The organism is Mycolicibacter kumamotonensis (assembly GCF_002086285.1).
Taxonomy (GTDB): Bacteria; Actinomycetota; Actinomycetes; order Mycobacteriales; family Mycobacteriaceae; genus Mycobacterium; species Mycobacterium kumamotonense.
This window is the reverse complement of record NZ_MVHU01000001.1, coordinates 83,119-103,164: the sequence shown is the minus strand read 5'-3', so window position 1 is coordinate 103,164 and position 20,046 is coordinate 83,119. Positions and strand designations below refer to the sequence as shown.

The window sequence follows — 20,046 nt, the reverse complement described above, 5'->3', positions numbered from 1 at the left end:
AGGAGCACAGCGTGACCCGCACGGAGCTGTCGCCGCTGGCCTGGCTGGCCGAGGTGGAACAGCGGCGTCTGCAGGCCGGGCTGCGGCGTTCACTGCGGGTGCGGCCGGCCGTCGCCACCGAGCTGGATCTGGCCTCCAACGACTACCTCGGCCTGTCGACACACCCCGCCGTCATCGCCGGTGGAGTCGAGGCGTTGCACACCTGGGGTGGCGGTGCCGGTGGTTCCCGGTTGGTGACCGGCAACACCGAGCTGCACCAGCACTTCGAGCAGCAGCTGGCCGACTTTGTCGGTGCCCCAGCCGGTTTGGTGTTCTCCTCGGGGTACACCGCCAACTTGGGTGCGGTCGTCAGCCTGTCCGGTCCGGGCTCGCTGCTGGTCTCCGACGCCTACTCCCACGCATCGCTGGTCGACGCCTGCCGGCTGTCCCGGGCGCGGGTGGTTATCACGCCGCACCGAGACCTCGACGCGGTCGCAGCGGCCTTGGCCGACCGCGATGAGGAGCGCGCCGTCGTACTCACCGAATCGGTGTTCAGCGCGGACGGCGCGCTGGCCCCGCTGCGCGAGCTGCACCAGGTGTGCCGCCGCCACGGTGCGCTGCTGATCGTCGATGAGGCGCACGGGCTCGGGGTGCGCGGTCAGGGCGGCCGCGGGCTGCTGCACGAGGCCGGGCTGGCCGGGGCCCCCGATGTGGTGATGACGACGACGTTGTCCAAGGCGCTGGGCAGCCAGGGCGGCGCGGTTCTGGGGCCGGCCGCGGTACGCGACCACCTGATCGACTCCGCACGGACCTTCATCTTCGACACCGGGCTGGCCCCCGCGGCCCTCGGCGCCGCGTCGGCCGCCCTAAACGTGCTGGCCAGCGAGCCGTCGCGCGCCACCGACGTGTTGCGCCATGCCCGCACGCTGGCCGGGATCTGCGGTGTGTCCGAACGGCCGGAGTCCGCTGTGGTCTCGGTGATCCTCGGCGACGCCGAGGTGGCGGTGGCCGCCGCGACCGCCTGCCTGGACGCCGGGGTGCGGGTGGGCTGCTTCCGGCCGCCCACGGTGCCAGCCGGAACGTCGCGCCTGCGCCTGACCGCGCGCGCGTCGCTGACCGCCGACGACCTCGAGCTGGCCGGCCGGGTGCTGACCGGGGTGTTGCGCGAGCACCGCGGCGCGGTCCGATGACCGTCCTGGTCATCACCGGCACCTGCACCGGTGTCGGTAAGACCATCGCCACCGCGGCGTTGGCCTGCTGCGCCCGGCAGGCCGGCCTGGACGTGGCGGTATGCAAGCCGGTGCAGACCGGCACCGCCGACGGCGACGACGACCTGGCCGAGATCGGCCGGCTCTCGGGGGTGACCGAGTTGTGCGGGGCGGCCCGCTACCCGGCGCCGCTGGCCCCGGCCGCCGCCGCCGAAGAGGCCGGGACGGTGTTGCCCTCCGGCGCCGAGCTGCTCGCGGCGATTCGCGCCGCAGACCGGCCCGGCCGGCTGACCCTGGTCGAGGGGGCCGGCGGGCTGCTGGTCGAGCTGGCCGCCGACGGTGTCACGCTGCGCGACCTGGCGGTCGCCCTGGACGCCGCCGTGCTGGTGGTGGTGAACGCCGAGCTGGGCACCCTCAACCACACCGCCCTGACCCTGGAATCACTTGGCGGGCAAGGGTTATCGTGCGCCGGGCTGGTGATCGGCAGCTGGCCCGGGCAGCCGGGTCGCGCCGCCGTCGGTAATCGGCCGGCATTGGCCCGGCTGGCGCCACTGCGCGCTGCGCTGCCGGCCGGTGCTGCGGCCCTGGACGGTGCGGCGTTCGCCGAGATGAGCCGCACCGCCTTCGACGACGGCTGGGTGCGCACACTGGTGGGCTGAGCGATGGTGCACTCGATCGAGCTGGTCTTCGACGCCGAGACCGAGACGACGATCCGGCGGATCTGGGCGGACCTGGCCGCGGCCGGCGTGCCCAGCCAGGCGCCGGCCAGCCGCCCGCACGTCACCCTGGTCGTCGCCCAGCGCATCGATCCCCGGGTCGACGCTGAGCTGGCCGCGGTCGCCGAGCGGCTGCCGCTGAGCTGCCTGCTGGGCGGAACGCTGATCTTCGGGCGTTCACACGGTGTGCTGGCCCGGCTGGTGGTGCCGACCATCGACTTACTGGAGTTGCATGCGCAGGTGCACCGGGCGTGTGCGCCGCACCTGATCCCCGGGCCGATGCCCAACGTGCTGCCCGGCCAGTGGACCGGCCACGTCACGCTGGCGCGCCGGGTGGGTCCGGCTCAGTTGGGCCGCGCCCAGCGCATCGCCGGGCGCTCCGATATCGTCGGCCGGTTTGTCGGCCTGCGCCGCTGGGATGGCAACGCCCGCAACGAATACCCGATCTAGACCGCGAGACCGGCTCGCACCGCCAGGCCGTCGATGAGCAGTCCCAGCCCGAAGGCGAAGGCGCCGCCCGGGTCGGTGTCGGGCGTTATCTCGGCTGCCCCGGCGGCGTCCCACTGCAGCCGGGATTGCTCGTCGGCGGTGAATCCCAGCACGTAGTACACGACGGTGCGCGCCACCTGTTGGGCCTGATCCGGGTGCACGCCCGCCGCGGTGGCGGCCTCTGCCAGCAGCGCGAGCACGTCCGCGGCGGCCTGCGATTGGCCCGCGGCCAGGCTGGCCGACACCAGCTCGGCGCCGTCGGTGTGGGACAGCAGCGCATTGCGTAGGCGTTCGCACACCGTCCGGATGCGCCACTGCCAGCTGCCCGGTCCCGGGTCCGCGCAGGCCGGCGCCAGCACCCGGTCGGCGACCGCTCCGAGCAGCTGCTGCTTGTTGGCGAAATGCCAGTACAGTGCGCTGGGGCTGACGTTCAGCTCGCGCGCCAAACGGCGCATCGTCAGGTCGGCGATGCCGTAGTTGTCCAAGATGGTGGCCGCCGCGGCGACCACGTCAGGTTTGTGCAGCTGCACCCCGCTAGCCTAACCTGAACACCGTTCAAGTCTTGAGGGGAGCACGTGTGACCGACGACATCCTGGCGCTGGCCCGTGAACAGGTACTGGAGCGCGGCGAGGCGTTGCGGCAGGAACAGGTTCTCGAGGTGCTGCAACTACCCGACGACCGGCTCGAGGAGTTGCTGGCGCTGGCCCACGACGTGCGGATGCGCTGGTGTGGTCCCGAGATCGAGGTCGAGGGCATCATCAGCCTGAAAACCGGTGGCTGCCCGGAGGATTGCCACTTCTGCTCGCAGTCCGGGCTGTTCTCCTCGCCGGTGCGCAGCGCCTGGCTGGACATTCCCAGCCTGGTCGAGGCGGCCAAGCAGACCGCCAAGACCGGCGCCACCGAATTCTGCATCGTCGCCGCGGTGCGCGGGCCCGACGAGCGGCTGCTCGCCCAGGTCGCCGCCGGTATCGAGGCGATCCGCAACGAGGTCGACATCCAGATCGCCTGCTCGCTGGGCATGCTGACCCAGGAGCAGGTGGATCAGCTGGCCGCCATGGGCGTGCACCGCTACAACCACAACCTGGAGACCGCCCGGTCGCACTTCCCCAATGTCGTGACCACCCACACCTGGGAGGAGCGCTGGGAGACCCTGCGGATGATCGGCGAAGCGGGCATGGAGGTGTGCTGCGGCGGCATCCTCGGCATGGGGGAGACGCTGGAGCAGCGCGCGGAGTTCGCCGCCGAGTTGGCCGAGCTCGGGCCCGACGAGGTGCCGCTGAACTTCCTGAACCCGCGCCCGGGCACGCCGTTCGGGGATCTGGAGGTGCTGCCGGCCGCCGACGCGCTGCGTGCCGTGGCCGCGTTCCGGCTGGCGCTGCCGCGCACCATGCTGCGGTTCGCCGGGGGCCGCGAGATCACGCTGGGCGACCTGGGTGCCAAGCAGGGCATCCTGGGCGGCATCAACGCCATCATCGTGGGCAACTATCTGACCACGCTGGGTCGTCCCGCCGAGACCGACCTGGAACTGCTGGACGATCTGCAGATGCCGATCAAGGCACTCAACGCCTCGCTGTAATGGTCCGCGATCTGCCGGTTGTCGGGGCCGGCGTCTACAACGTCTACACCGGCGTGCAGATCGAGGACCCCGCCGGTGAATCGGTCCCGACGGCCGCCCAGTTGGGCCTGGAGCCGCCACGGTTCTGCGCATCGTGCGGGCGCCGGATGACGGTGCAGGTCCGGCCGGATGGCTGGTGGGCCAAGTGTTCTCGGCACGGGCTGGTGGATTCGACGGATCTGGACACCCAGCGATGACGGCCACCGGAGCACGCGCAGAGCCGGCCGCCCCCCGGGTGACGCGGCGCCGCGCAGCCATGATCGTCGCCGGCGGTCTGGCCGCGGCCGGGCTACCGATCGGGGCGTTGTGGGCCTGGATCGCGCCCCCGATCCACGGCGTGGTGGCCCTGACCCGCGGTGGTGAGCGGGTGCAGGCCTACCTGGGCAACGAAGCCGACCATTTCTTCGTCGCACCTTTTCTGCTGCTGGGCATTCTGGGCGTGGTGGCGGTGGTGTCGGCCGCGCTGGCTTGGCAGTGGCGGGCACACCGGGGCCCGGGCATGGTCGCCGCCCTGTCGGTGGGCCTGACCGCCGGCGCGGGGCTGGCGGCGCTGACCGGCGCCGCGCTGGTGTATCGCCGCTACGGCACGATCGATGTGGACGGCGCGCCGGTGTCTCCCGAGCACCGGGTCCACTACGTCGCCGAGGGGCCGCCGGTGTTCTTCGGGCACACCCCGTTGCAGATCGCCGCCACGTTGCTGTTACCGGCGGCGACGGCAGCGCTGGTCTACGGCCTCTGCGCCACCTGGAGCAGCCACGATGACTTGGGCGGCTATCCGCCAGAGCCCGCCGACCGCCGAAACAATCCGGCGGTTCAGCGAGGCTCGACGGAGGAGAGCCGAAGCTGGGACCGCCGAAACAATCCGGCGGTTCAGCGAGGCTCGACGTAGGAGAGGCGAAGCTGGGACCGCCGAAACAATCCGGCGGTTCAGCGAGGCTCGACGGAGGAGAGCCGAAGCTGGGACGGCCGAATCGATCCGGCCGTCACAGCGGAAGACGGCGCATCGCCCCGCCGGTGAGGACCCGCGCGGCCACCAGGCCCAGCCGGGCCAGGCCCAGGTAGGTCTTGGGGTTCAGCAGTGCCGGCCACTGGCTCTGCACCGCGCCGTCGGGCAGCGGCCGGTCGGCGAAGCGGTCCCGCAACCAGTCCAGCACCATCGGAGTCGACAGCGGGTGCAGCAGGATGTGCTCGCTGAGCAGGTCGCGGTGATAGGTCAGCCGGGCGCCACCGGTCGCGTAGGTCTCGGCGAGCGTGTCGATGTCGTTGACGGAGATCACCTGGTCGTGGATGGCCTGCACCATCAGCACCGGGGGAGCCGGCACCGCGGTTCCCAACCGGGTGTCGTCGAACACGTGCTGCACCGCGGGGTGCTCGATGAGCTCGTCCAGCGGCCTGTCGATGTAGGAGTCCAGGGAGCGGTAGCGCAGGCGCAGCACCGCCGCGGCGGTCGACGCAGACTCCAAGGAGTGCAGCAGCGCACGGCCGCTGACCGTGGCGTGTTCCTCGATGACCTTGTCGAGTTCGGGATAGACCCGCGCCAGCGCGGCGATCATGATGGCCGGCAGGCCTGACCAGAACGAGCCGTTCAGCCGTTGCAGGGTGTTGCCTAGATCGCCCACCGGTGAGCCGAGCGCGACGCCGACGAGGTTGAGTTCGGGGGCATAACCGCCGGAGACCTCGGCAGCCCAGGCGGTGGCCAGGCCGCCGCCGGAGTAACCCCACAGTGCGACCGGGTCCGCGGGGGACAGGTCCAGCTGTTCGGCGCCCTGCGCGGCGCGCACCCCGTCGAGCACGTAGTAACCCGGCTCGTAGGGCGCCCCCCAGTGCCCGTCTCGGCCCTCGTGGTCGGGGATCGACACCGCCCAGCCCTGCGCCAGGATGGCGGCGATCAGGACGAATTCGAGCTGGGTGAACGAGCCGTGCGCCTTGGCGCGTCGGCGCAGTGCGTAGGACGGGAAGCAGCGGCCGTCCACCGCGTCGATCGCGCACTGGTAGGACACGATCGGGCACGGGCGGCTGCGGTCACGGTCGCCGGGGGCCAGCACCGTCGTCACCGCCGCCTGCGGCACGTTGTTGCGGTCGACGGTGCGGTACAGCAGCTGGGTGGCGACCAGCTGCTGGGGAATCAGCCCCAAAAAGGCCAGTTCGACCTCGCGAGAGCGCAGCACGGTGCCCGGAACGGCGTGCTGGAAGCCGGCCGGCGGCTCATAGAACGGGTCCTCGGCCGGCTGCAGCGGGCGCTGGCCGGATTGCAGTGGCTGGTGGGGGGCTTGCCCGATCCACTCGACAGAGGTTTCGCGGGCCAAGCTGTCCAGGTCCATCCAGGCATTGTGGCTTAAGAAGGCGTTAAGAATCCAGTCCGACTCACCCTGGAGGCCGCAGCGCCGCGAATTCGTCGGTGACCCGCAGTTCGGCGTCGGTGAACCGGTAGCGGGCAGCCGGGCGCCCCCCACTGCGTCCGGAGCGGGCGGTGGTGCCGGTGCGGGTGATCACGCCGCGCCGAACCAGGACCCGCTGCAGGTTGGTGGCATCGACCTGGTACCCGAGTACCACGCTGTAGATGTCGCGCAGCGTGGAGAGAACGAATTCCGTTGGTGCTAAGGCGAACCCGATATTCGTATAGGACATCTTGGCGACCAGCCGGCTGTGGGCGTGCGCCACCATGGTTGCGTGATCGAACGCCATCTCGGGGAGATCGTCGACCGGATGCCAGTGGGTGTCGGCCGGCAGCTCGGGATCGGCCGGGGAGGGCACCAGGCCCAGAAACGTGGAGGCGATGGTGCGCACCCCCGGAACCCGGCCTGGGTCGGAGAACACAGCCAGTTGCTCAAGGTGGGCGATCTCACGTAGGTCGACCTTCTCGGCCAGCTGGCGGCGGGCGGACGCCGTCACATCCTCGTCGTTCCGCAACAGTCCACCCGGAAGGGACCATCTTCCGAGCTGGGGTTCTCGCGCGCGCTGCCAGAGCAAGACATTGAGCCGGGGGTGGCGCCGGTCGAGGCCGCCAACCTGGAAGACCGCGGTGAGTACCTCGTGCGCGGTGCTAGTATGAACCATGTTTTCGATTGTAAGTCGAAAACCTAATCCGCGAGAGGAGTCGCGCATGACCACCCTCACCGACACCGGTGTGCAGGCGGGCAGCCTGGCCGACCGGATCATCAATTCCCCGGCCGGCTACAGCGGTATCGAGCCCGACGAAGAGTGGGTGGCCGAGATCCTCCGGCTCAAAAAGGAACGCAACGCCACGATCCTGGCGCACAACTACCAACTGCCGCCGATCCAGGACATCGCCGACCACGTCGGGGACTCCCTGGGCCTGGCCCGCATCGCCGCCGACACCGACGCGGACACCATCGTGTTCTGCGGCGTGCACTTCATGGCCGAGACCGCCAAGATCCTCTCCCCGGACAAGACGGTGTTGATCCCCGACGCGCGAGCCGGCTGCTCGCTGGCGGACTCGATCTCCGCCGAGGACTTGCAGGCCTGGCGCGACGACCACCCCGGCGCGGTGGTGGTGTCCTACGTGAACACCACCGCGGCGGTCAAAGCGCTCACCGATTACTGCTGCACCTCGTCGAACGCCGTCGACGTGGTCAACGCGATCGACCCGGACCGCGAGGTGCTTTTCTTGCCCGACCAGTTCCTGGGTCAGCACGTCCAGCGGGTCACCGGACGCAAGAACATGCACGTCTGGGCTGGCGAGTGCCACGTGCACGCGGCGATTAACGGTGACGAGCTCGAGGAGAAGGCGCGGGCGAATCCGGATGCCGAGCTGTTCGTGCACCCCGAGTGTGGATGTGCGACGTCGGCGCTGTACCTGGTCGGCGAGGGCCACTTTCCCGAGGAGCGGGTCAAGATCCTGTCCACCGGTGGGATGCTCGAGGAGGCTCGGCGCACCCAGGCGCGAAAGGTGTTGGTGGCCACCGAGGTCGGCATGATCTACCAGCTGAGCAAGGCCGCGCCGCAGGTCGACTTCGAGGCGGTCAACTCCAAGGCGGCCTGCAAATACATGAAGATGATCACCCCGGCGGCCCTGCTGCGCAGCCTGACCGAAGGCGCCGACGAGATCCACGTCGACCCCGAGACCGCGCGTCTGGCGGCGCGTAGCGTGCAGCGCATGGTCTCGATCGGACACTCCGCGCCGGTCAGCAAGTGACAGGTGGTCGCGGCTGGCAGCAGCGGACCGATGTCGTCGTCATAGGCACCGGGGTCGGCGGGCTGGCCGCGGCCCGCGCCGCGCGCCGCGCCGGACGGGACGTGGTGGTGCTCAGCAAGGCCGACACCGGTTATGCGGTGACCGCGACGCATTACGCCCAGGGCGGGATCGCGGTGGTGCTGCCGGGCACCGACGACTCGGTGGAAGCCCACGTCGCCGACACGATCGCCGCCGGGGGAGGATTGTGCGACGCCGACGCGGTGACCTCGATCGTGGCCGACGGCTATCGCGCGGTCGCCGAATTAGCCGGTGCCGGTGCGCAATTCGATCGCGCACCGGACGGCAGCTGGGCGCTCACCCGCGAGGGCGGGCACTCGCGGCGCCGCATCATTCACGCGGGCGGGGATGCGACCGGAGCCGAGGTGCAGCGAGCACTTGATCACGCCGCGGCCGGCCTGGACATCCGTTGGGGCCAGGTGGTGCTGCAGATCCTGCGCGATGCCGACACGGTCACCGGGGTGCTGGTGGCCAATGCCGACGGGATCGGGGTGATCCACGCCCCGTCGGTGGTGCTGGCCACCGGCGGTGTGGGCCACCTGTACCGGGCGACCACCAATCCCGGCGGCGCTACCGGCGACGGGCTGGCGCTGGCGCTACGGGCCGGGGTCGCGGTCAGCGACCTGGAATTCATCCAGTTCCACCCGACGATGCTGTTCGCCGGCGGAAACGGCGCCACCGGCGGACGCCGCCCGCTGGTCACCGAGGCGGTGCGCGGCGAGGGCGCGCGGCTGATCGACTCCAGGGGTGCCTCGGTCACCGCCGGGGTGCACCCGATGGGCGACCTGGCGCCGCGCGACGTGGTGGCCGGCGCCATCGACGCCAGGCTGCGCGAGACCGGGGACCCCTGCGTCTTCCTCGACGCTCGCGAGATCGCCGGCTTCGAGGGCCGGTTTCCGACCGTCACCGCGGCCTGCCGGGCCGCCGGCATCGACCCGGCCAGCCAACCGATCCCGGTGGTCCCGGGCGCGCACTACAGCTGCGGCGGGGTCGTCACCGACATCCATGGTCGCACCGAGCTGCCCGGCCTGTTCGCCGCCGGCGAGGTGGGCCGCACCGGCATGCACGGCGCCAACCGGCTGGCCTCCAACAGCCTGCTGGAGGGCCTGGTGGTGGGCGACCGCGCCGGATCGGCGGCGGCCGCGCACGCCGTCTCGGCCGGGCGCGTGCAAGCCGGTGCCCCCGAGCGGGGCGGGCACGCCGTGCTGGATCGGCCGATCCTGCAGCAGGCGATGTCGCGCGATGCCTCGGTAGTCCGCGACGCACCCGGGCTGCAGCGGCTGACCGACCTGTTGTCGACCGCGCAGGAACGCATCATCACCGACCGGACCGGCTTCGAGGACGCCGCGTTGATGTTGGTGGCTCAGGTCGTCGCCGGCGCCGCCCTGGCCCGCACCGAAAGCCGGGGTTGTCACCACCGGGCCGAGTTCTCCGGCGCCGACCCCGGTCAGGCCCGCAGCGCCACCGTCCGGCTGCGCGGCGGCGCGGTGGCGCTCGAAACGCCGGCGGGGGCGGCCTCATGACCCGCTCGGTGACCCTGTCGGAGACCGAACTCGACGAGGTGCGCGCGGTCATCGCCCGGGCGCTCGACGAGGACCTGCGCTACGGACCCGATGTCACCACCGCGGCGACGGTACCGGCCGACGCGGTGACCGAGGCCGCGCTGGTGCCGCGGGTGGCCGGCGTGATCGCCGGGGTCGACATCGCCCTGCTGGTACTCGATCACGTACTCGGGCCCGAGGGCTACCGGGTGCTGGACCGGGTGGCCGATGGAGCCCGGCCGGAGGCCGGCACACCGGTGCTGAGCCTGCAGGCCCAGACGCGCGGGCTGCTGACCGCCGAACGCACCATGCTCAACCTGATCTGTCATCTGTCCGGGATCGCCACCGCCACCGCGGCCTGGGTGGACGCGGTGGACGGCACGTCGGCGCGGATCCGCGACACCCGCAAGACCCTGCCGGGACTGCGGGTGCTGCAGAAATACGCGGTGCGGGTCGGCGGCGGGGTGAACCACCGGATGGGGCTCGGCGACGCCGCGCTGATCAAGGACAACCATGTCGCCGCCGCGGGATCGGTGGCCGCGGCGCTGCGCGCGGTCCGTGCCGCCGCCCCCGACGTGCCCTGCGAAGTCGAGGTCGATTCGCTGGAGCAGTTCGACGAAGTGCTCGCCGAGGGGCCCGAACTGGTGCTGCTGGACAATTTCGAAGTCTGGCAGACCCAGATCGCCGCTCAGCGCCGCGACTCCCGGGCACCCGGGGTGCTGCTGGAGTCCTCCGGCGGGCTGACGCTGGGCAGCGCTGCCGCCTACGCCGCCACCGGCGTCGACTACCTGGCCGTGGGCGCCCTCACTCACTCGGTCCAGGTGCTCGACATCGGCCTGGACATGTAGGACTGAAGGCTGTTGCGGCTCAGGCGATGTCGGCGACCAATACCGCCACTTTGCGGTTCTGCAGCCGCACCGCAAGCGGCAGGGAGTGGTCCGCGGCCCCGGCCGGCACGACCCGCGGATTGGTGAGATGCACTTCGCGGCGGAACAGTCGCACGTCGGCCTCCCCGGCGGCCAGCACGTTCTTGACCCAGTCGGCCTTGCCGTGTCCGAGCGCGATCGCCAGCAGTTTGCCCTTGCGGTAGGTCGTCACCACCGTCTCGTAGGGCTTGCCGGACTTGCGGCCCCGGTGCTTGATCACCGACGTGCCCGGAAGGAACCGGGACAACGGCTTGACCACCGGGTTCATGTATTTGATCTGCAGCCTGTCCAGCCACGGCGGGAAGATTACCGGCAGCTTGGAGGTGTCATCGGCACCCTTATCGACAGCCATCGCGACTCCGTTTCTCGTGGTGTTTCAGATGATGTCTGCGACCAGTATCCCGACCCACCGGGAGCCCACCCGGGTGATCCACGGCAGGCCGCTGGTGTCGCCGCCGACCGGCACGATCCGCGGGTTGGTGATGCGCACGTCGCGCCGGAACAGGTGCACGTCCGCTTCGCCGGCGGCCAGCACGTTCTTGACCCAGTCGGCCTTTCCGTGGCCGAGCATCACCGCCAGTCGCGGGCCCTTGCGGAACGCGCGTACCACGGTCCGGTACGGGGTGCCGGACTTGCGGCCGCGATGGTCGATCACCGCGAAGGTGGGGAGGTGGAATCGTTTGACCACCGGGCTTTCGATCGTGCGCTGCAAGTAATCCAGCCAGTCCGGGAAGATGTAGGGCACGCCGGGCACGCTCTTGGGGTGGTCCTTGGTGGGCATGCCGGCGGCTCCGTTCGCGAGGTCACAGCTGTGCACCACCCTAGCCGTGAGCCCGCGGCCGGCCCTGCCCGCACCACCCCCGCGAGGCCGCAGCGGCGGGTCTGCCGAGCGCGGCAATATTGACTTGGACCGCTCTGGGACAATGGACGACGTGAACACCGCCCTGCTGGCACGCATCGACCTGCGTGGCACCGATCAGTCGAACCTTTCCAGGGCTCGGCTGCGCGCCGCCCTTCCGCGCGGCGGTGTCGACGTCGAGGCGGTGTTGGCGCGGGTTCGCCCGATCGTCGAGGCGGTCGCCGAGCGCGGGGCCGCCGCAGCGCTGGAATTCGGGGAATCGTTCGACCAGGTGCGCCCGGCAGCGGTGCGGGTGCCGGCAGCGGCGCTGGAGACCGCCCTGGCCGGCCTGGACCCCGTCGTGCGCACCGCGCTGGAGGTGGCGATCGGCCGCGCCCGCGCGGTGCACGCCGACCAGCGGCGCACCGACACCACCACCACACTCGGTCCCGGTGCGGCCGTCACCGAACGCTGGATTCCGGTCGAGCGGGTCGGGCTCTACGTTCCGGGCGGCAACGCCGTCTACCCGTCCAGTGTGGTGATGAACGTCGTCCCGGCCCAGACCGCCGGGGTGGACTCACTGGTGATCGCCAGTCCGCCGCAGGCCGCCTTCGGCGGGCTGCCACACCCGACGATCCTGGCCGCAGCCCGGCTGCTCGGTGTCGGCGAGGTGTGGGCGGTCGGAGGCGCCCAGGCGGTGGCGCTGCTGGCCTACGGCGGCACCGACACCGATCAGGCCGAGCTGGCCCCGGTCGACATGATCACCGGGCCCGGCAACATCTACGTGACCGCCGCCAAACGGCTGTGCCGTTCGCAGGTCGGTATCGACGCCGAAGCCGGCCCCACCGAGATCGCCATCCTCGCCGACCACACCGCCAACCCGGTGCATGTGGCCGCCGACCTGATCAGCCAGGCCGAGCACGATGAACTGGCCGCCAGCGTGCTGGTCACCAGCAGCCCCGAGCTGGCTGACGCCACCGACCGGGAGGTGACCGCGCAGCTGGAAACCACCGTGCACCGCCAGCGGGTGGCGACGGCGCTGGGCGGGCGCCAGTCGGCGATCGTGCTGGTCGACGACATGGACGCCGGGATCCGGGTGGTCAACGCCTACGCCGCCGAGCACTTGGAGATCCAGACCGCCGACGCTGCCGCGGTTGCGGCCCGGATCCGTTCGGCCGGAGCAATTTTCGTCGGGCCGTATGCGCCGGTCAGCCTCGGCGACTACTGCGCGGGCTCCAACCACGTGCTGCCCACCGCGGGTAGTGCGCGCTACTCCAGCGGGCTGTCGGTGCAGACCTTCCTGCGCGGTGTCCACGTCGTGGAGTACACCGAGGCCGCCCTGAAGGATGTCAGTGGGCATGTGATCGCACTGGCCGGAGCCGAGGATCTGCCCTCGCACGGCGAAGCGGTCCGGCGGAGGTTCGAGCAGTGAGCGACAACAACCGGCGGCCGGGCTGCGACATCACCCTGGCCGACCTGCCGCTGCGTGATGACCTGCGCGGTAAATCGCCCTACGGCGCACCGCAACTGGTGGTGCCGGTGCGGCTGAACACCAACGAGAATCCGCACCCGCCGAGCGCGGCGCTGGTCGACGACGTGGCGCGCTCGGTGCGCGACGCCGCGGCCGATTTGCACCGCTATCCCGACCGCGACGCGGTGGCGCTGCGCACCGACCTGGCCGGCTACCTGAGCACCCAGACCGGTGTCGAAGTGGGGCCGGAGAACGTGTGGGCGGCCAACGGCTCTAACGAAGTTCTGCAGCAGCTGCTGCAGGCGTTCGGCGGGCCCGGCCGCAGCGCGCTCGGATTCGTCCCGTCGTATTCGATGCACCCGATCATCTCCGACGGCACCCAGACCCAGTGGCTGGCCGCGAACCGGGCTGAGGACTTCGGGCTGGACGTCACTGTCGCAGTCGCGGCCATTGACGATCGCCGACCCGACGTGGTGTTCGTCGCGAGCCCGAATAACCCTTCCGGGCAGAGTATTTCACTCGATGATCTGCGCAGTGTGCTCGACGCCGCGCCGGGGATCGTCATCGTCGACGAGGCCTACGGCGAATTCTCGTCGCAGCCCAGCGCTATCGCGCTGATCGCCGACTATCCGACGAAGCTGATCGTCACCCGCACGATGAGCAAGGCGTTCGCGTTCGCCGGCGGCCGGCTCGGATACCTCATCGCCGCCCCGGCGGTGATCGAGGCGATGCTGTTGGTGCGGTTGCCCTACCACCTGTCGGTAGTCACCCAGGCGGCCGCACGTGCCGCGCTGAGACACGCCGACGAGACGCTGGGGAGCGTCGCCCAGCTCATCGCCGAACGCGAACGGGTCTGCGCCGCGCTGACCGCCATGGGATTTCGGGTCATCCCCAGCGACGCCAATTTCGTGCTGTTCGGTGAATTCGCCGACGCACCCGCGACCTGGCAGCGCTACCTGGACGCCGGCATCCTCATCCGCGACGTCGGCATCCCCGGCTACCTGCGGGCTACCACCGGACTTCCGGAGGAGAACGACGCACTGCTCGCCGCCAGCAAGCAGCTTGCGGCCACTGAACTCGCCCAACCCTCATTAGGAGCATCATGACCCGCCGCGCCCGGGTGGAACGTGCCACCCGCGAATCCGACATCACGGTCGAACTCGACCTGGACGGCACCGGCATCGTCGACATCGAGACCGGCGTGCCGTTCTTCGATCACATGCTGACCGCGCTCGGCAGCCACGCCAGCTTCGACCTGACGGTCCGTGCCAAAGGCGATGTCGAGATCGAAGCGCACCACACCGTCGAGGACACCGCGATCGTGCTCGGCCAGGCCCTGGACCGGGCACTCGGCGACAAGAAGGGCATCCGCCGCTTCGGTGACGCGTTCATCCCGATGGACGAGACGTTGGCGCACGCCGCCGTCGACGTGTCCGGGCGGCCTTACTGTGTGCACACCGGCGAGCCGGATCACTTGACGCACACCACCATTGCCGGATCGCAGGTGCCCTACCACACCGTCATCAACCGCCACGTGTTCGAGACGCTGGCGTCCAACGCCCGTATCGCGCTGCACGTGCGGGTGCTCTACGGACGCGACCCCCACCACATCACCGAGGCGCAGTACAAAGCGGTCGCCCGCGCCCTGCGCCAGGCGGTGGAGCCGGACCCGCGGGTGACCGGTGTTCCCTCCACCAAAGGCGCCCTGTGAGCAGATCCGGCAAACCCGCGGTGGTGATCCTGGACTACGGCTCGGGCAACCTGCGTTCAGCCCAGCGTGCCCTGCAGCGGGCCGGCGCGGCAGTCGAGGTGACTTCTGACGCCGAGGCCGCGGCCTCCGCCGATGGTCTGGTGGTTCCGGGTGTCGGAGCGTTCGCGGCGTGCATGGCCGGACTGCGCAAGGTGCACGGGGAGAAGATCATCGCCGAACGGGTGGCGGCCGGCCGCCCGGTGCTGGGGGTCTGCGTCGGGATGCAGATCCTGTTCGCCCGCGGCGTGGAGTTCGGGGTGGAGACCGCCGGCTGCGGGCAATGGCCGGGTGCGGTCACCCGGCTCGACGCCCCGGTGATCCCGCACATGGGCTGGAACGTCGTCGACGCCGCCCCCGGCAGCACGCTGTTCGCCGGGTTGGACGCCGACACCAGGTTCTACTTCGTGCACTCCTACGCCGCGCAGCGGTGGGAGGGCCGTCCGGAGGCTTTGGTGACCCGCGCGACCCATCAGGTACCGTTCCTGGCGGCTGTCGAGGACGGGCCGTTGGCCGCCACCCAGTTTCACCCTGAAAAGAGCGGGGATGCCGGGGCGACACTACTGAGCAACTGGGTGGAGGCACTGTGAGTACATCGTTGGTCTTGTTGCCCGCCGTCGATGTGGTCGACGGGCGTGCGGTGCGACTGGTGCAGGGCAAGGCCGGCAGCGAAACCGAATACGGCTCGGCTCTGGAGGCCGCACTGGGCTGGCAGCGCGACGGTGCGGAGTGGATTCACCTCGTCGATCTGGATGCCGCATTCGGCCGCGGCTCCAACCGCGAACTGCTCGCCGATGTGGTTGGCCGCCTTGAGGTGAAGGTCGAACTGTCCGGTGGCATCCGCGACGACGACTCGCTGGCGGCGGCGCTGGCCACCGGCTGCACCCGGGTGAACCTGGGCACGGCCGCCCTGGAGAACCCGCAGTGGTGTGCCCGGGCGATCGCCGAACACGGGGACCGGATCGCTGTGGGCCTGGACGTGCAGCTCGACAACGGGGCGTACCGGCTGCGGGGGCGCGGCTGGGAGACCGACGGCGGTGAGCTGTGGCCGGTTCTGGAACGTCTTGACCGCGAAGGATGTTCACGTTTCGTCGTCACCGATGTGACCAAGGACGGCACCTTGGGCGGGCCCAACCTCGAGCTGCTCGGTGAGGTCGCCGACCGCACCGAGGCGCCGGTGATCGCCTCCGGCGGGGTGTCCAGCCTCGATGATCTGCGGGCCATCGCCACCCTGGTGGACCGCGGGGTCGAGGGCGCGATCGTCGGAAAAGCGCTCTACGCGGGGCGGTTCACCCTGCCCGAGGCGCTGACCGCGGTGCAAGGCTAGGCGCGCACGTGGCGCTGGACACCGCGGATCTGGACGCTCTGGTCGCCGAGGCGTCGAAAATCCTGGATGTCGCGGCGCAGCCCTTTCTCGACGGCCACCGCGCCGATTCAGCAGTCCGCAAGGGCGGCAATGATTTCGCAACCGAGGTGGACCTGGCACTGGAGCGCCAGATCACCGACGGGCTGGTCTCGGCGACCGGGATCGGCGTACACGGCGAAGAGTTCGGCGGTCCGCCGATCGACTCGCCGCTGGTGTGGGTGCTCGATCCGATCGACGGCACGTTCAACTACGCGGCCGGGTCCCCGATGGCAGCGATTCTGCTGGGCCTGCTGCGCGACGGTGAGCCGGTGGCCGGTCTGACCTGGCTACCGTTCACCGACCAGCATTATACCGCGGTGGCGGGCGGACCGCTGCTGCGCAACGGGGTGGTGCAGCCGGAGCTGAGTCCGACGGCGCTTTCGGACTCGCTGGTGGGCATCGGCACGTTCAACGTCGACTGGCGGGGCCGTTTCCCGGGCCGCTATCGGCTTGCGGTGCTGAAGGGCCTGAGTCGGGTGACCTCGCGGCCGCGGATGCACGGCGCCACCGGAATCGACCTGGCCTACGTCGCCGACGGCACCCTCGGCGGCGCGCTCAGTTTCGGCGACCACATCTGGGACCACGCCGCCGGGGTGGCACTGGTGCGTGCGGCCGGCGGAATCGTCACCGACCTGACCGGAGCGCCCTGGACGTCGCAGTCGCGCTCGGCGCTGGCGGCCGCACCGGGAGTGCACAGCGAAATCCTCGACATCCTGACCGCGGCCGGCGTACCGGAGGACTACTGAGATGGGCCAAGCAAGCGATGTGGCGGTGCGGGTCATCCCGTGCCTGGACGTCGACGGCGGCCGGGTGGTCAAGGGCGTTAATTTCGCGAACCTGCGCGACGCCGGCGATCCGGTCGAGCTCGCCGCCGCCTACGACGCCGAGGGCGCCGACGAACTGACCTTTCTCGACGTCACGGCCTCCTCATCGGGCCGGGCCACCATGTTGGACGTGGTCGCCCGCACCGCCGATCAGGTGTTCATTCCGCTCACCGTCGGCGGCGGGGTGCGCACCGTCGCCGACGTCGACGTGTTGCTGCGGGCCGGCGCCGACAAGGTCTCGGTGAACACCGCCGCGATCGCCCGACCGGAACTGCTGGCCGAACTGGCCCGCCAATTCGGCTCCCAGTGCATCGTGCTGTCGGTCGACGCCCGCACCGCGCCCCTGCGCCCTGATGGGTCCAAGCCCACACCCTCCGGGTGGGAGGTCACCACCCACGGCGGCCGGCAGGGCACCGGTATCGACGCGGTGGAATGGGCGGTCCGAGGTGTCGAACTCGGTGTCGGGGAGATCCTGCTGAACTCGATGGACGCCGACGGCACCAAAGCCGGTTTCGACCTGCCGATGCTGCGCGCGGTGCGTGCGGCGGTGAACGTCCCGGTGATCGCCAGCGGGGGAGCGGGCGCGGCGGAGCATTTCGCCCCGGCGGTGGCCGCGGGCGCCGATGCGGTGCTGGCGGCCAGCGTCTTTCACTTCCGCGAACTGACGATCGGGCAGGTCAAGTCGGCGATGGCGGCCGAAGGGATCACAGTGCGATGACTGCGATGGAGCTCGACCCGGCGATTGCGGCCCGGCTCAAGCGCAACGCCGACGGCCTGATCGCCGCGGTCGCGCAGGAACGGGGCAGCGGCGACGTGCTGATGGTCGCCTGGATGGACGACGACGCCTTGGCGCGCACCCTGGCAACCCGTGAGGCGACCTATTTCTCGCGGTCCCGGGGTGAGCAGTGGATCAAGGGTGCGACCTCCGGACACACCCAGTATGTGCACTCGGTGCGGTTGGATTGCGACGGTGACACCGTGTTGCTGGAGGTCGACCAGACCGGCGGGGCCTGCCACACCGGCGACCACAGCTGCTTCGATGCCGAGGTGTTACTGGGTCCCGCGGATTGATTCGCAGCGGGGTGTCGAGCGGTATGCTGGCCGACTGTGAACTCCGACGAACCGGACGACTCGTACCCGTTGGACCACACCTCTTCGGGTTGGGAGTTGGAGCGGGTTTCCCAGCAGATCGACGCCCACTACGCCCAGGGCACTGTCAGCGATATCGAGGCACACCTGCCGCGCGCCGGGTCGCGGATCGTCGCGCTCACCAAGCAGTTGAGCGAGTCGCAGGCTACCTTGGAGTCGACATCGGTGCGGTTCAACGAGTTGGCCTCGGCCATCCCGGGAGACATCGTGGATCTCAGTGACCGGCTCTCCGGAATTCTCAACGGCGCCACGGCCGAAGCCGACGACATCCGGGCCGAAGCCCAGCGCTTCGCCGATGAATTGCGCGGCGCCGCCGAGAAGGAAGCCGCCGCGATTCTCGACGACGCCGAAGCGCAGCGCCGGGAGGCGGCGGAATTGCGGGCCGAGTTGGAGACTCAGCACAAGCAGCTGCGGCTGCATGCCGCACAACTGCGTCGACAGGCCGTGATGAGCGCCGCCGAGATCATGAAGGAAGCCGAGAACCACGCCTCGGAGATATTGACCGAAATGAACAAGGCGATCAATACACACGTGGCCGACGCGCAGCTTCGCCTGACCGAACTCATGGATGCACGCGCAAAAATCGTCGACCAGATTCAGCGTTCGACCACCCAGGTTAAACGCGAATCCCTGCCCCCGGCCAAAGAGTCCTGGTTTCGCGAAAATCGTCCACGCTGACCTGGCGTCAGGCCATAATGCGAGCCGGTGACAGTGCACCGCAGGTCTGGTACGCTGCGTCGCACGGCAACTTGGGTGAACCGGTCCATTTAGCCTCGCGCACAAGCCAACTCGGGCTAGCGTGGTTGCCCGTCGAACCAATGCCCGACCCAGTCAGGTGCTAGGAGCAAATCGGTGGCGCTAGAGATTCCGGAATTCGAAACGCAGATGCGCGGATTCGACCGCAACGAGGTTTCCGACTACATCGCACGCCTGCATCATGAAATCGAGATCCTGCAGGAGCGAACAAAATCCCTCGACGCGGTCAAGGCGCAGACGCGATTTGATCGCGAACAACTCACCGCTGAGGTCACGCGACTGCAGAACGACATCGTGCGTATGACCGCCGAGGCCGAGGCCGAGCGTCAACGCCTGACGGCCGAACTGGCCGAATTGCGGACGCAATTCGAGCAGGTCACCGGTCCGGTCGATTCCGTCGAGGGCATGTCGGATCGCATTGCGCGGATGATGCGCATCGCCTCCGAGGAGGCGCGGCGCACCAAGGAACTGGCTCGCCAGGACGCCGAGGCGCTGACCGGAGAACTCCGCGAGCAGCTGGAGGCCGCCCGCCAGGACCGGGCCGCCGCCAGTGAGGCCCTGGCGGAGTTCCAGGCCTCCACCAATGCGCGCCGGGCCAAGATTCTCGAGACCGCGACGGCCGAGGCGGAGGAGATCCTTCGGATCGCCCACGAGGAGCGCAGCCGGATCGCCCAGGAGATCGAGGACGCCGAACGCAGTCGCCGCGAGGTCTACCAGCGCCTCGCCGAGGAGGACGAGCGCAACCGCCGGGCAGCACAGGAATCCCTCGACGAGCAGATCAAGCTGGCCTGGGAAGAGGACGAGCGCAACCGCCGGGAGGCCCAGCGCCGCCTGGACCAGAAGATGCAGGCGGCCTGGGAACAGGCCGAGGCCAACATCGCCAAGCTCGACAAGGAGGCCCGCCTGGAGGCGTCGACGCTGATCGCCACCACCAAGCGTGAAGCGAAATTGATCACCGAGCGCACCCAGGCCGAGGTGGATCTGTTGGTGCGGGAGCGTTCCGGGATCGTCACCCACCTCAACGAGATCCGGAACTGGATCGACACCGCCGTCGGCGAGCACCGCAAGGTGGCCGAGGACGTCCCGGCGGAGGAGGCGGCCGCGGCCGAGGACGAAGCCCCCGACACCGAGCCGGACAACGAGCAAGACGCCGACTAAGGACGCACCGG

The 20,046-nt window shown here is 70.0% G+C and carries 24 protein-coding genes; 19 read left to right on the top strand and 5 right to left on the bottom strand.

The window, feature by feature from the left end; translation table 11 throughout:
- The first annotated feature begins 11 nt into the window (after positions 1-11).
- Genes bioF through BST28_RS00475 form a run of 3 tightly spaced genes read left to right on the top strand, consistent with a single transcriptional unit; the run spans position 12 to position 2,353 of the window.
- Positions 12-1,169 carry an 8-amino-7-oxononanoate synthase gene (bioF, locus tag BST28_RS00485; RefSeq protein WP_083079398.1) on the top strand — a complete coding sequence of 386 codons (1,158 nt, stop codon included), beginning with the start codon at positions 12-14 and terminating at the stop codon, positions 1,167-1,169.
- A complete protein-coding gene (gene bioD, locus BST28_RS00480) occupies positions 1,166-1,846 on the top strand; it encodes a dethiobiotin synthase (RefSeq protein ID WP_083079396.1) in 681 nt (226 codons plus the stop codon). The genes bioF and bioD overlap by 4 nt, the downstream gene beginning before the upstream one ends.
- 3 nt (positions 1,847-1,849) lie before the next feature.
- Positions 1,850-2,353, top strand: a complete 504-nt coding sequence (locus BST28_RS00475; RefSeq protein WP_083079394.1) for a 2'-5' RNA ligase family protein — start codon at positions 1,850-1,852, stop codon at positions 2,351-2,353.
- Here BST28_RS00475 and BST28_RS00470 read toward each other — a convergent pair.
- Positions 2,350-2,922, bottom strand: a complete 573-nt coding sequence (locus BST28_RS00470) for a TetR/AcrR family transcriptional regulator C-terminal domain-containing protein (protein WP_083079392.1) — start codon at positions 2,920-2,922, stop codon at positions 2,350-2,352. The two genes, BST28_RS00475 and BST28_RS00470, sit on opposite strands and share 4 nt — an antisense overlap.
- 32 nt (positions 2,923-2,954) lie before the next feature.
- Between BST28_RS00470 and bioB the strand changes: the two genes are divergently transcribed.
- From bioB to BST28_RS00455, 3 genes are read left to right on the top strand one after another with little or no spacing between them, the layout of a single operon-like run.
- Positions 2,955-3,968 (top strand): biotin synthase BioB, encoded by a 1,014-nt coding sequence (gene bioB / locus BST28_RS00465; protein ID WP_029249634.1) that lies wholly within the window; start codon positions 2,955-2,957, stop codon positions 3,966-3,968.
- Positions 3,968-4,204 (top strand): biotin synthase auxiliary protein BsaP, encoded by a 237-nt coding sequence (gene bsaP, locus BST28_RS00460; RefSeq protein WP_083079390.1) that lies wholly within the window; start codon positions 3,968-3,970, stop codon positions 4,202-4,204. Before bioB ends, bsaP begins: the two co-directional genes overlap by 1 nt.
- Positions 4,201-4,896: a DUF2567 domain-containing protein gene (locus BST28_RS00455; protein WP_083079388.1), complete on the top strand. Its 696-nt coding sequence runs from the start codon at positions 4,201-4,203 to the stop codon at positions 4,894-4,896. The genes bsaP and BST28_RS00455 overlap by 4 nt, the downstream gene beginning before the upstream one ends.
- A gap of 94 nt (positions 4,897-4,990) precedes the next feature.
- On the opposite strand, the gene BST28_RS00450 is transcribed toward BST28_RS00455, so the two are convergent.
- The gene (locus tag BST28_RS00450) at positions 4,991-6,328 is read right to left on the bottom strand and encodes a lipase family protein (protein ID WP_083079386.1); all 1,338 of its coding nucleotides are present in this window, start codon (positions 6,326-6,328) and stop codon (positions 4,991-4,993) included.
- Positions 6,329-6,371: 43 nt separating this feature from the next.
- Positions 6,372-7,064 (bottom strand): NUDIX hydrolase, encoded by a 693-nt coding sequence (locus BST28_RS00445; RefSeq protein WP_019734643.1) that lies wholly within the window; start codon positions 7,062-7,064, stop codon positions 6,372-6,374.
- 46 nt (positions 7,065-7,110) lie between these two features.
- Between BST28_RS00445 and nadA the strand changes: the two genes are divergently transcribed.
- Genes nadA through nadC form a run of 3 tightly spaced genes read left to right on the top strand, consistent with a single transcriptional unit; the run spans position 7,111 to position 10,609 of the window.
- Positions 7,111-8,163: a quinolinate synthase NadA gene (gene nadA, locus BST28_RS00440; RefSeq protein ID WP_083079385.1), complete on the top strand. Its 1,053-nt coding sequence runs from the start codon at positions 7,111-7,113 to the stop codon at positions 8,161-8,163.
- Positions 8,160-9,743 carry an L-aspartate oxidase gene (locus BST28_RS00435; protein ID WP_083079383.1) on the top strand — a complete coding sequence of 528 codons (1,584 nt, stop codon included), beginning with the start codon at positions 8,160-8,162 and terminating at the stop codon, positions 9,741-9,743. The genes nadA and BST28_RS00435 overlap by 4 nt, the downstream gene beginning before the upstream one ends.
- Positions 9,740-10,609 carry a carboxylating nicotinate-nucleotide diphosphorylase gene (gene nadC / locus BST28_RS00430; RefSeq protein WP_083079381.1) on the top strand — a complete coding sequence of 290 codons (870 nt, stop codon included), beginning with the start codon at positions 9,740-9,742 and terminating at the stop codon, positions 10,607-10,609. Before BST28_RS00435 ends, nadC begins: the two co-directional genes overlap by 4 nt.
- 19 nt (positions 10,610-10,628) lie before the next feature.
- Here nadC and BST28_RS00425 read toward each other — a convergent pair whose 3' ends face one another.
- Positions 10,629-11,039 carry a nitroreductase family deazaflavin-dependent oxidoreductase gene (locus tag BST28_RS00425; protein ID WP_083079379.1) on the bottom strand — a complete coding sequence of 137 codons (411 nt, stop codon included), beginning with the start codon at positions 11,037-11,039 and terminating at the stop codon, positions 10,629-10,631.
- 24 nt (positions 11,040-11,063) lie between these two features.
- Positions 11,064-11,468, bottom strand: a complete 405-nt coding sequence (locus BST28_RS00420) for a nitroreductase family deazaflavin-dependent oxidoreductase (protein WP_043335000.1) — start codon at positions 11,466-11,468, stop codon at positions 11,064-11,066.
- Between the two features lie 142 nt (positions 11,469-11,610).
- Here BST28_RS00420 and hisD point away from each other — a divergent pair, with 142 nt between their 5' ends.
- From hisD to BST28_RS00370, 10 genes are all read left to right on the top strand, one after another.
- Positions 11,611-12,957 carry a histidinol dehydrogenase gene (gene hisD / locus BST28_RS00415; RefSeq protein WP_083079377.1) on the top strand — a complete coding sequence of 449 codons (1,347 nt, stop codon included), beginning with the start codon at positions 11,611-11,613 and terminating at the stop codon, positions 12,955-12,957.
- Entirely contained in the window at positions 12,954-14,102 is a 1,149-nt protein-coding gene (locus tag BST28_RS00410) for a histidinol-phosphate transaminase (protein ID WP_083079376.1), read from the top strand. Before hisD ends, BST28_RS00410 begins: the two co-directional genes overlap by 4 nt.
- Positions 14,099-14,707 (top strand): imidazoleglycerol-phosphate dehydratase HisB, encoded by a 609-nt coding sequence (gene hisB, locus BST28_RS00405; RefSeq protein ID WP_019734679.1) that lies wholly within the window; start codon positions 14,099-14,101, stop codon positions 14,705-14,707. The genes BST28_RS00410 and hisB overlap by 4 nt, the downstream gene beginning before the upstream one ends.
- Positions 14,704-15,333 carry an imidazole glycerol phosphate synthase subunit HisH gene (gene hisH / locus BST28_RS00400; protein ID WP_083079374.1) on the top strand — a complete coding sequence of 210 codons (630 nt, stop codon included), beginning with the start codon at positions 14,704-14,706 and terminating at the stop codon, positions 15,331-15,333. Before hisB ends, hisH begins: the two co-directional genes overlap by 4 nt.
- Positions 15,330-16,070 carry a bifunctional 1-(5-phosphoribosyl)-5-((5-phosphoribosylamino)methylideneamino)imidazole-4-carboxamide isomerase/phosphoribosylanthranilate isomerase PriA gene (gene priA / locus BST28_RS00395; RefSeq protein WP_207569996.1) on the top strand — a complete coding sequence of 247 codons (741 nt, stop codon included), beginning with the start codon at positions 15,330-15,332 and terminating at the stop codon, positions 16,068-16,070. The genes hisH and priA overlap by 4 nt, the downstream gene beginning before the upstream one ends.
- A gap of 8 nt (positions 16,071-16,078) precedes the next feature.
- On the top strand, positions 16,079-16,894 hold the full coding sequence (locus BST28_RS00390; protein ID WP_083079372.1) for an inositol monophosphatase family protein: 816 nt from the start codon (positions 16,079-16,081) through the stop codon (positions 16,892-16,894).
- Between the two features lies 1 nt (position 16,895).
- Entirely contained in the window at positions 16,896-17,690 is a 795-nt protein-coding gene (hisF, locus tag BST28_RS00385; protein WP_083079371.1) for an imidazole glycerol phosphate synthase subunit HisF, read from the top strand.
- Between the two features lie 5 nt (positions 17,691-17,695).
- Entirely contained in the window at positions 17,696-18,043 is a 348-nt protein-coding gene (gene hisI, locus BST28_RS00380; RefSeq protein ID WP_019737750.1) for a phosphoribosyl-AMP cyclohydrolase, read from the top strand.
- Positions 18,044-18,079: 36 nt separating this feature from the next.
- Complete coding sequence (locus BST28_RS00375) at positions 18,080-18,799, top strand: V-type ATP synthase subunit E family protein (RefSeq protein WP_019737749.1); 720 nt, start codon at positions 18,080-18,082, stop codon at positions 18,797-18,799.
- Positions 18,800-18,973: 174 nt separating this feature from the next.
- A complete protein-coding gene (locus BST28_RS00370; protein ID WP_020425499.1) occupies positions 18,974-20,035 on the top strand; it encodes a coiled-coil domain-containing protein in 1,062 nt (353 codons plus the stop codon).
- Positions 20,036-20,046 lie beyond the last annotated feature (11 nt).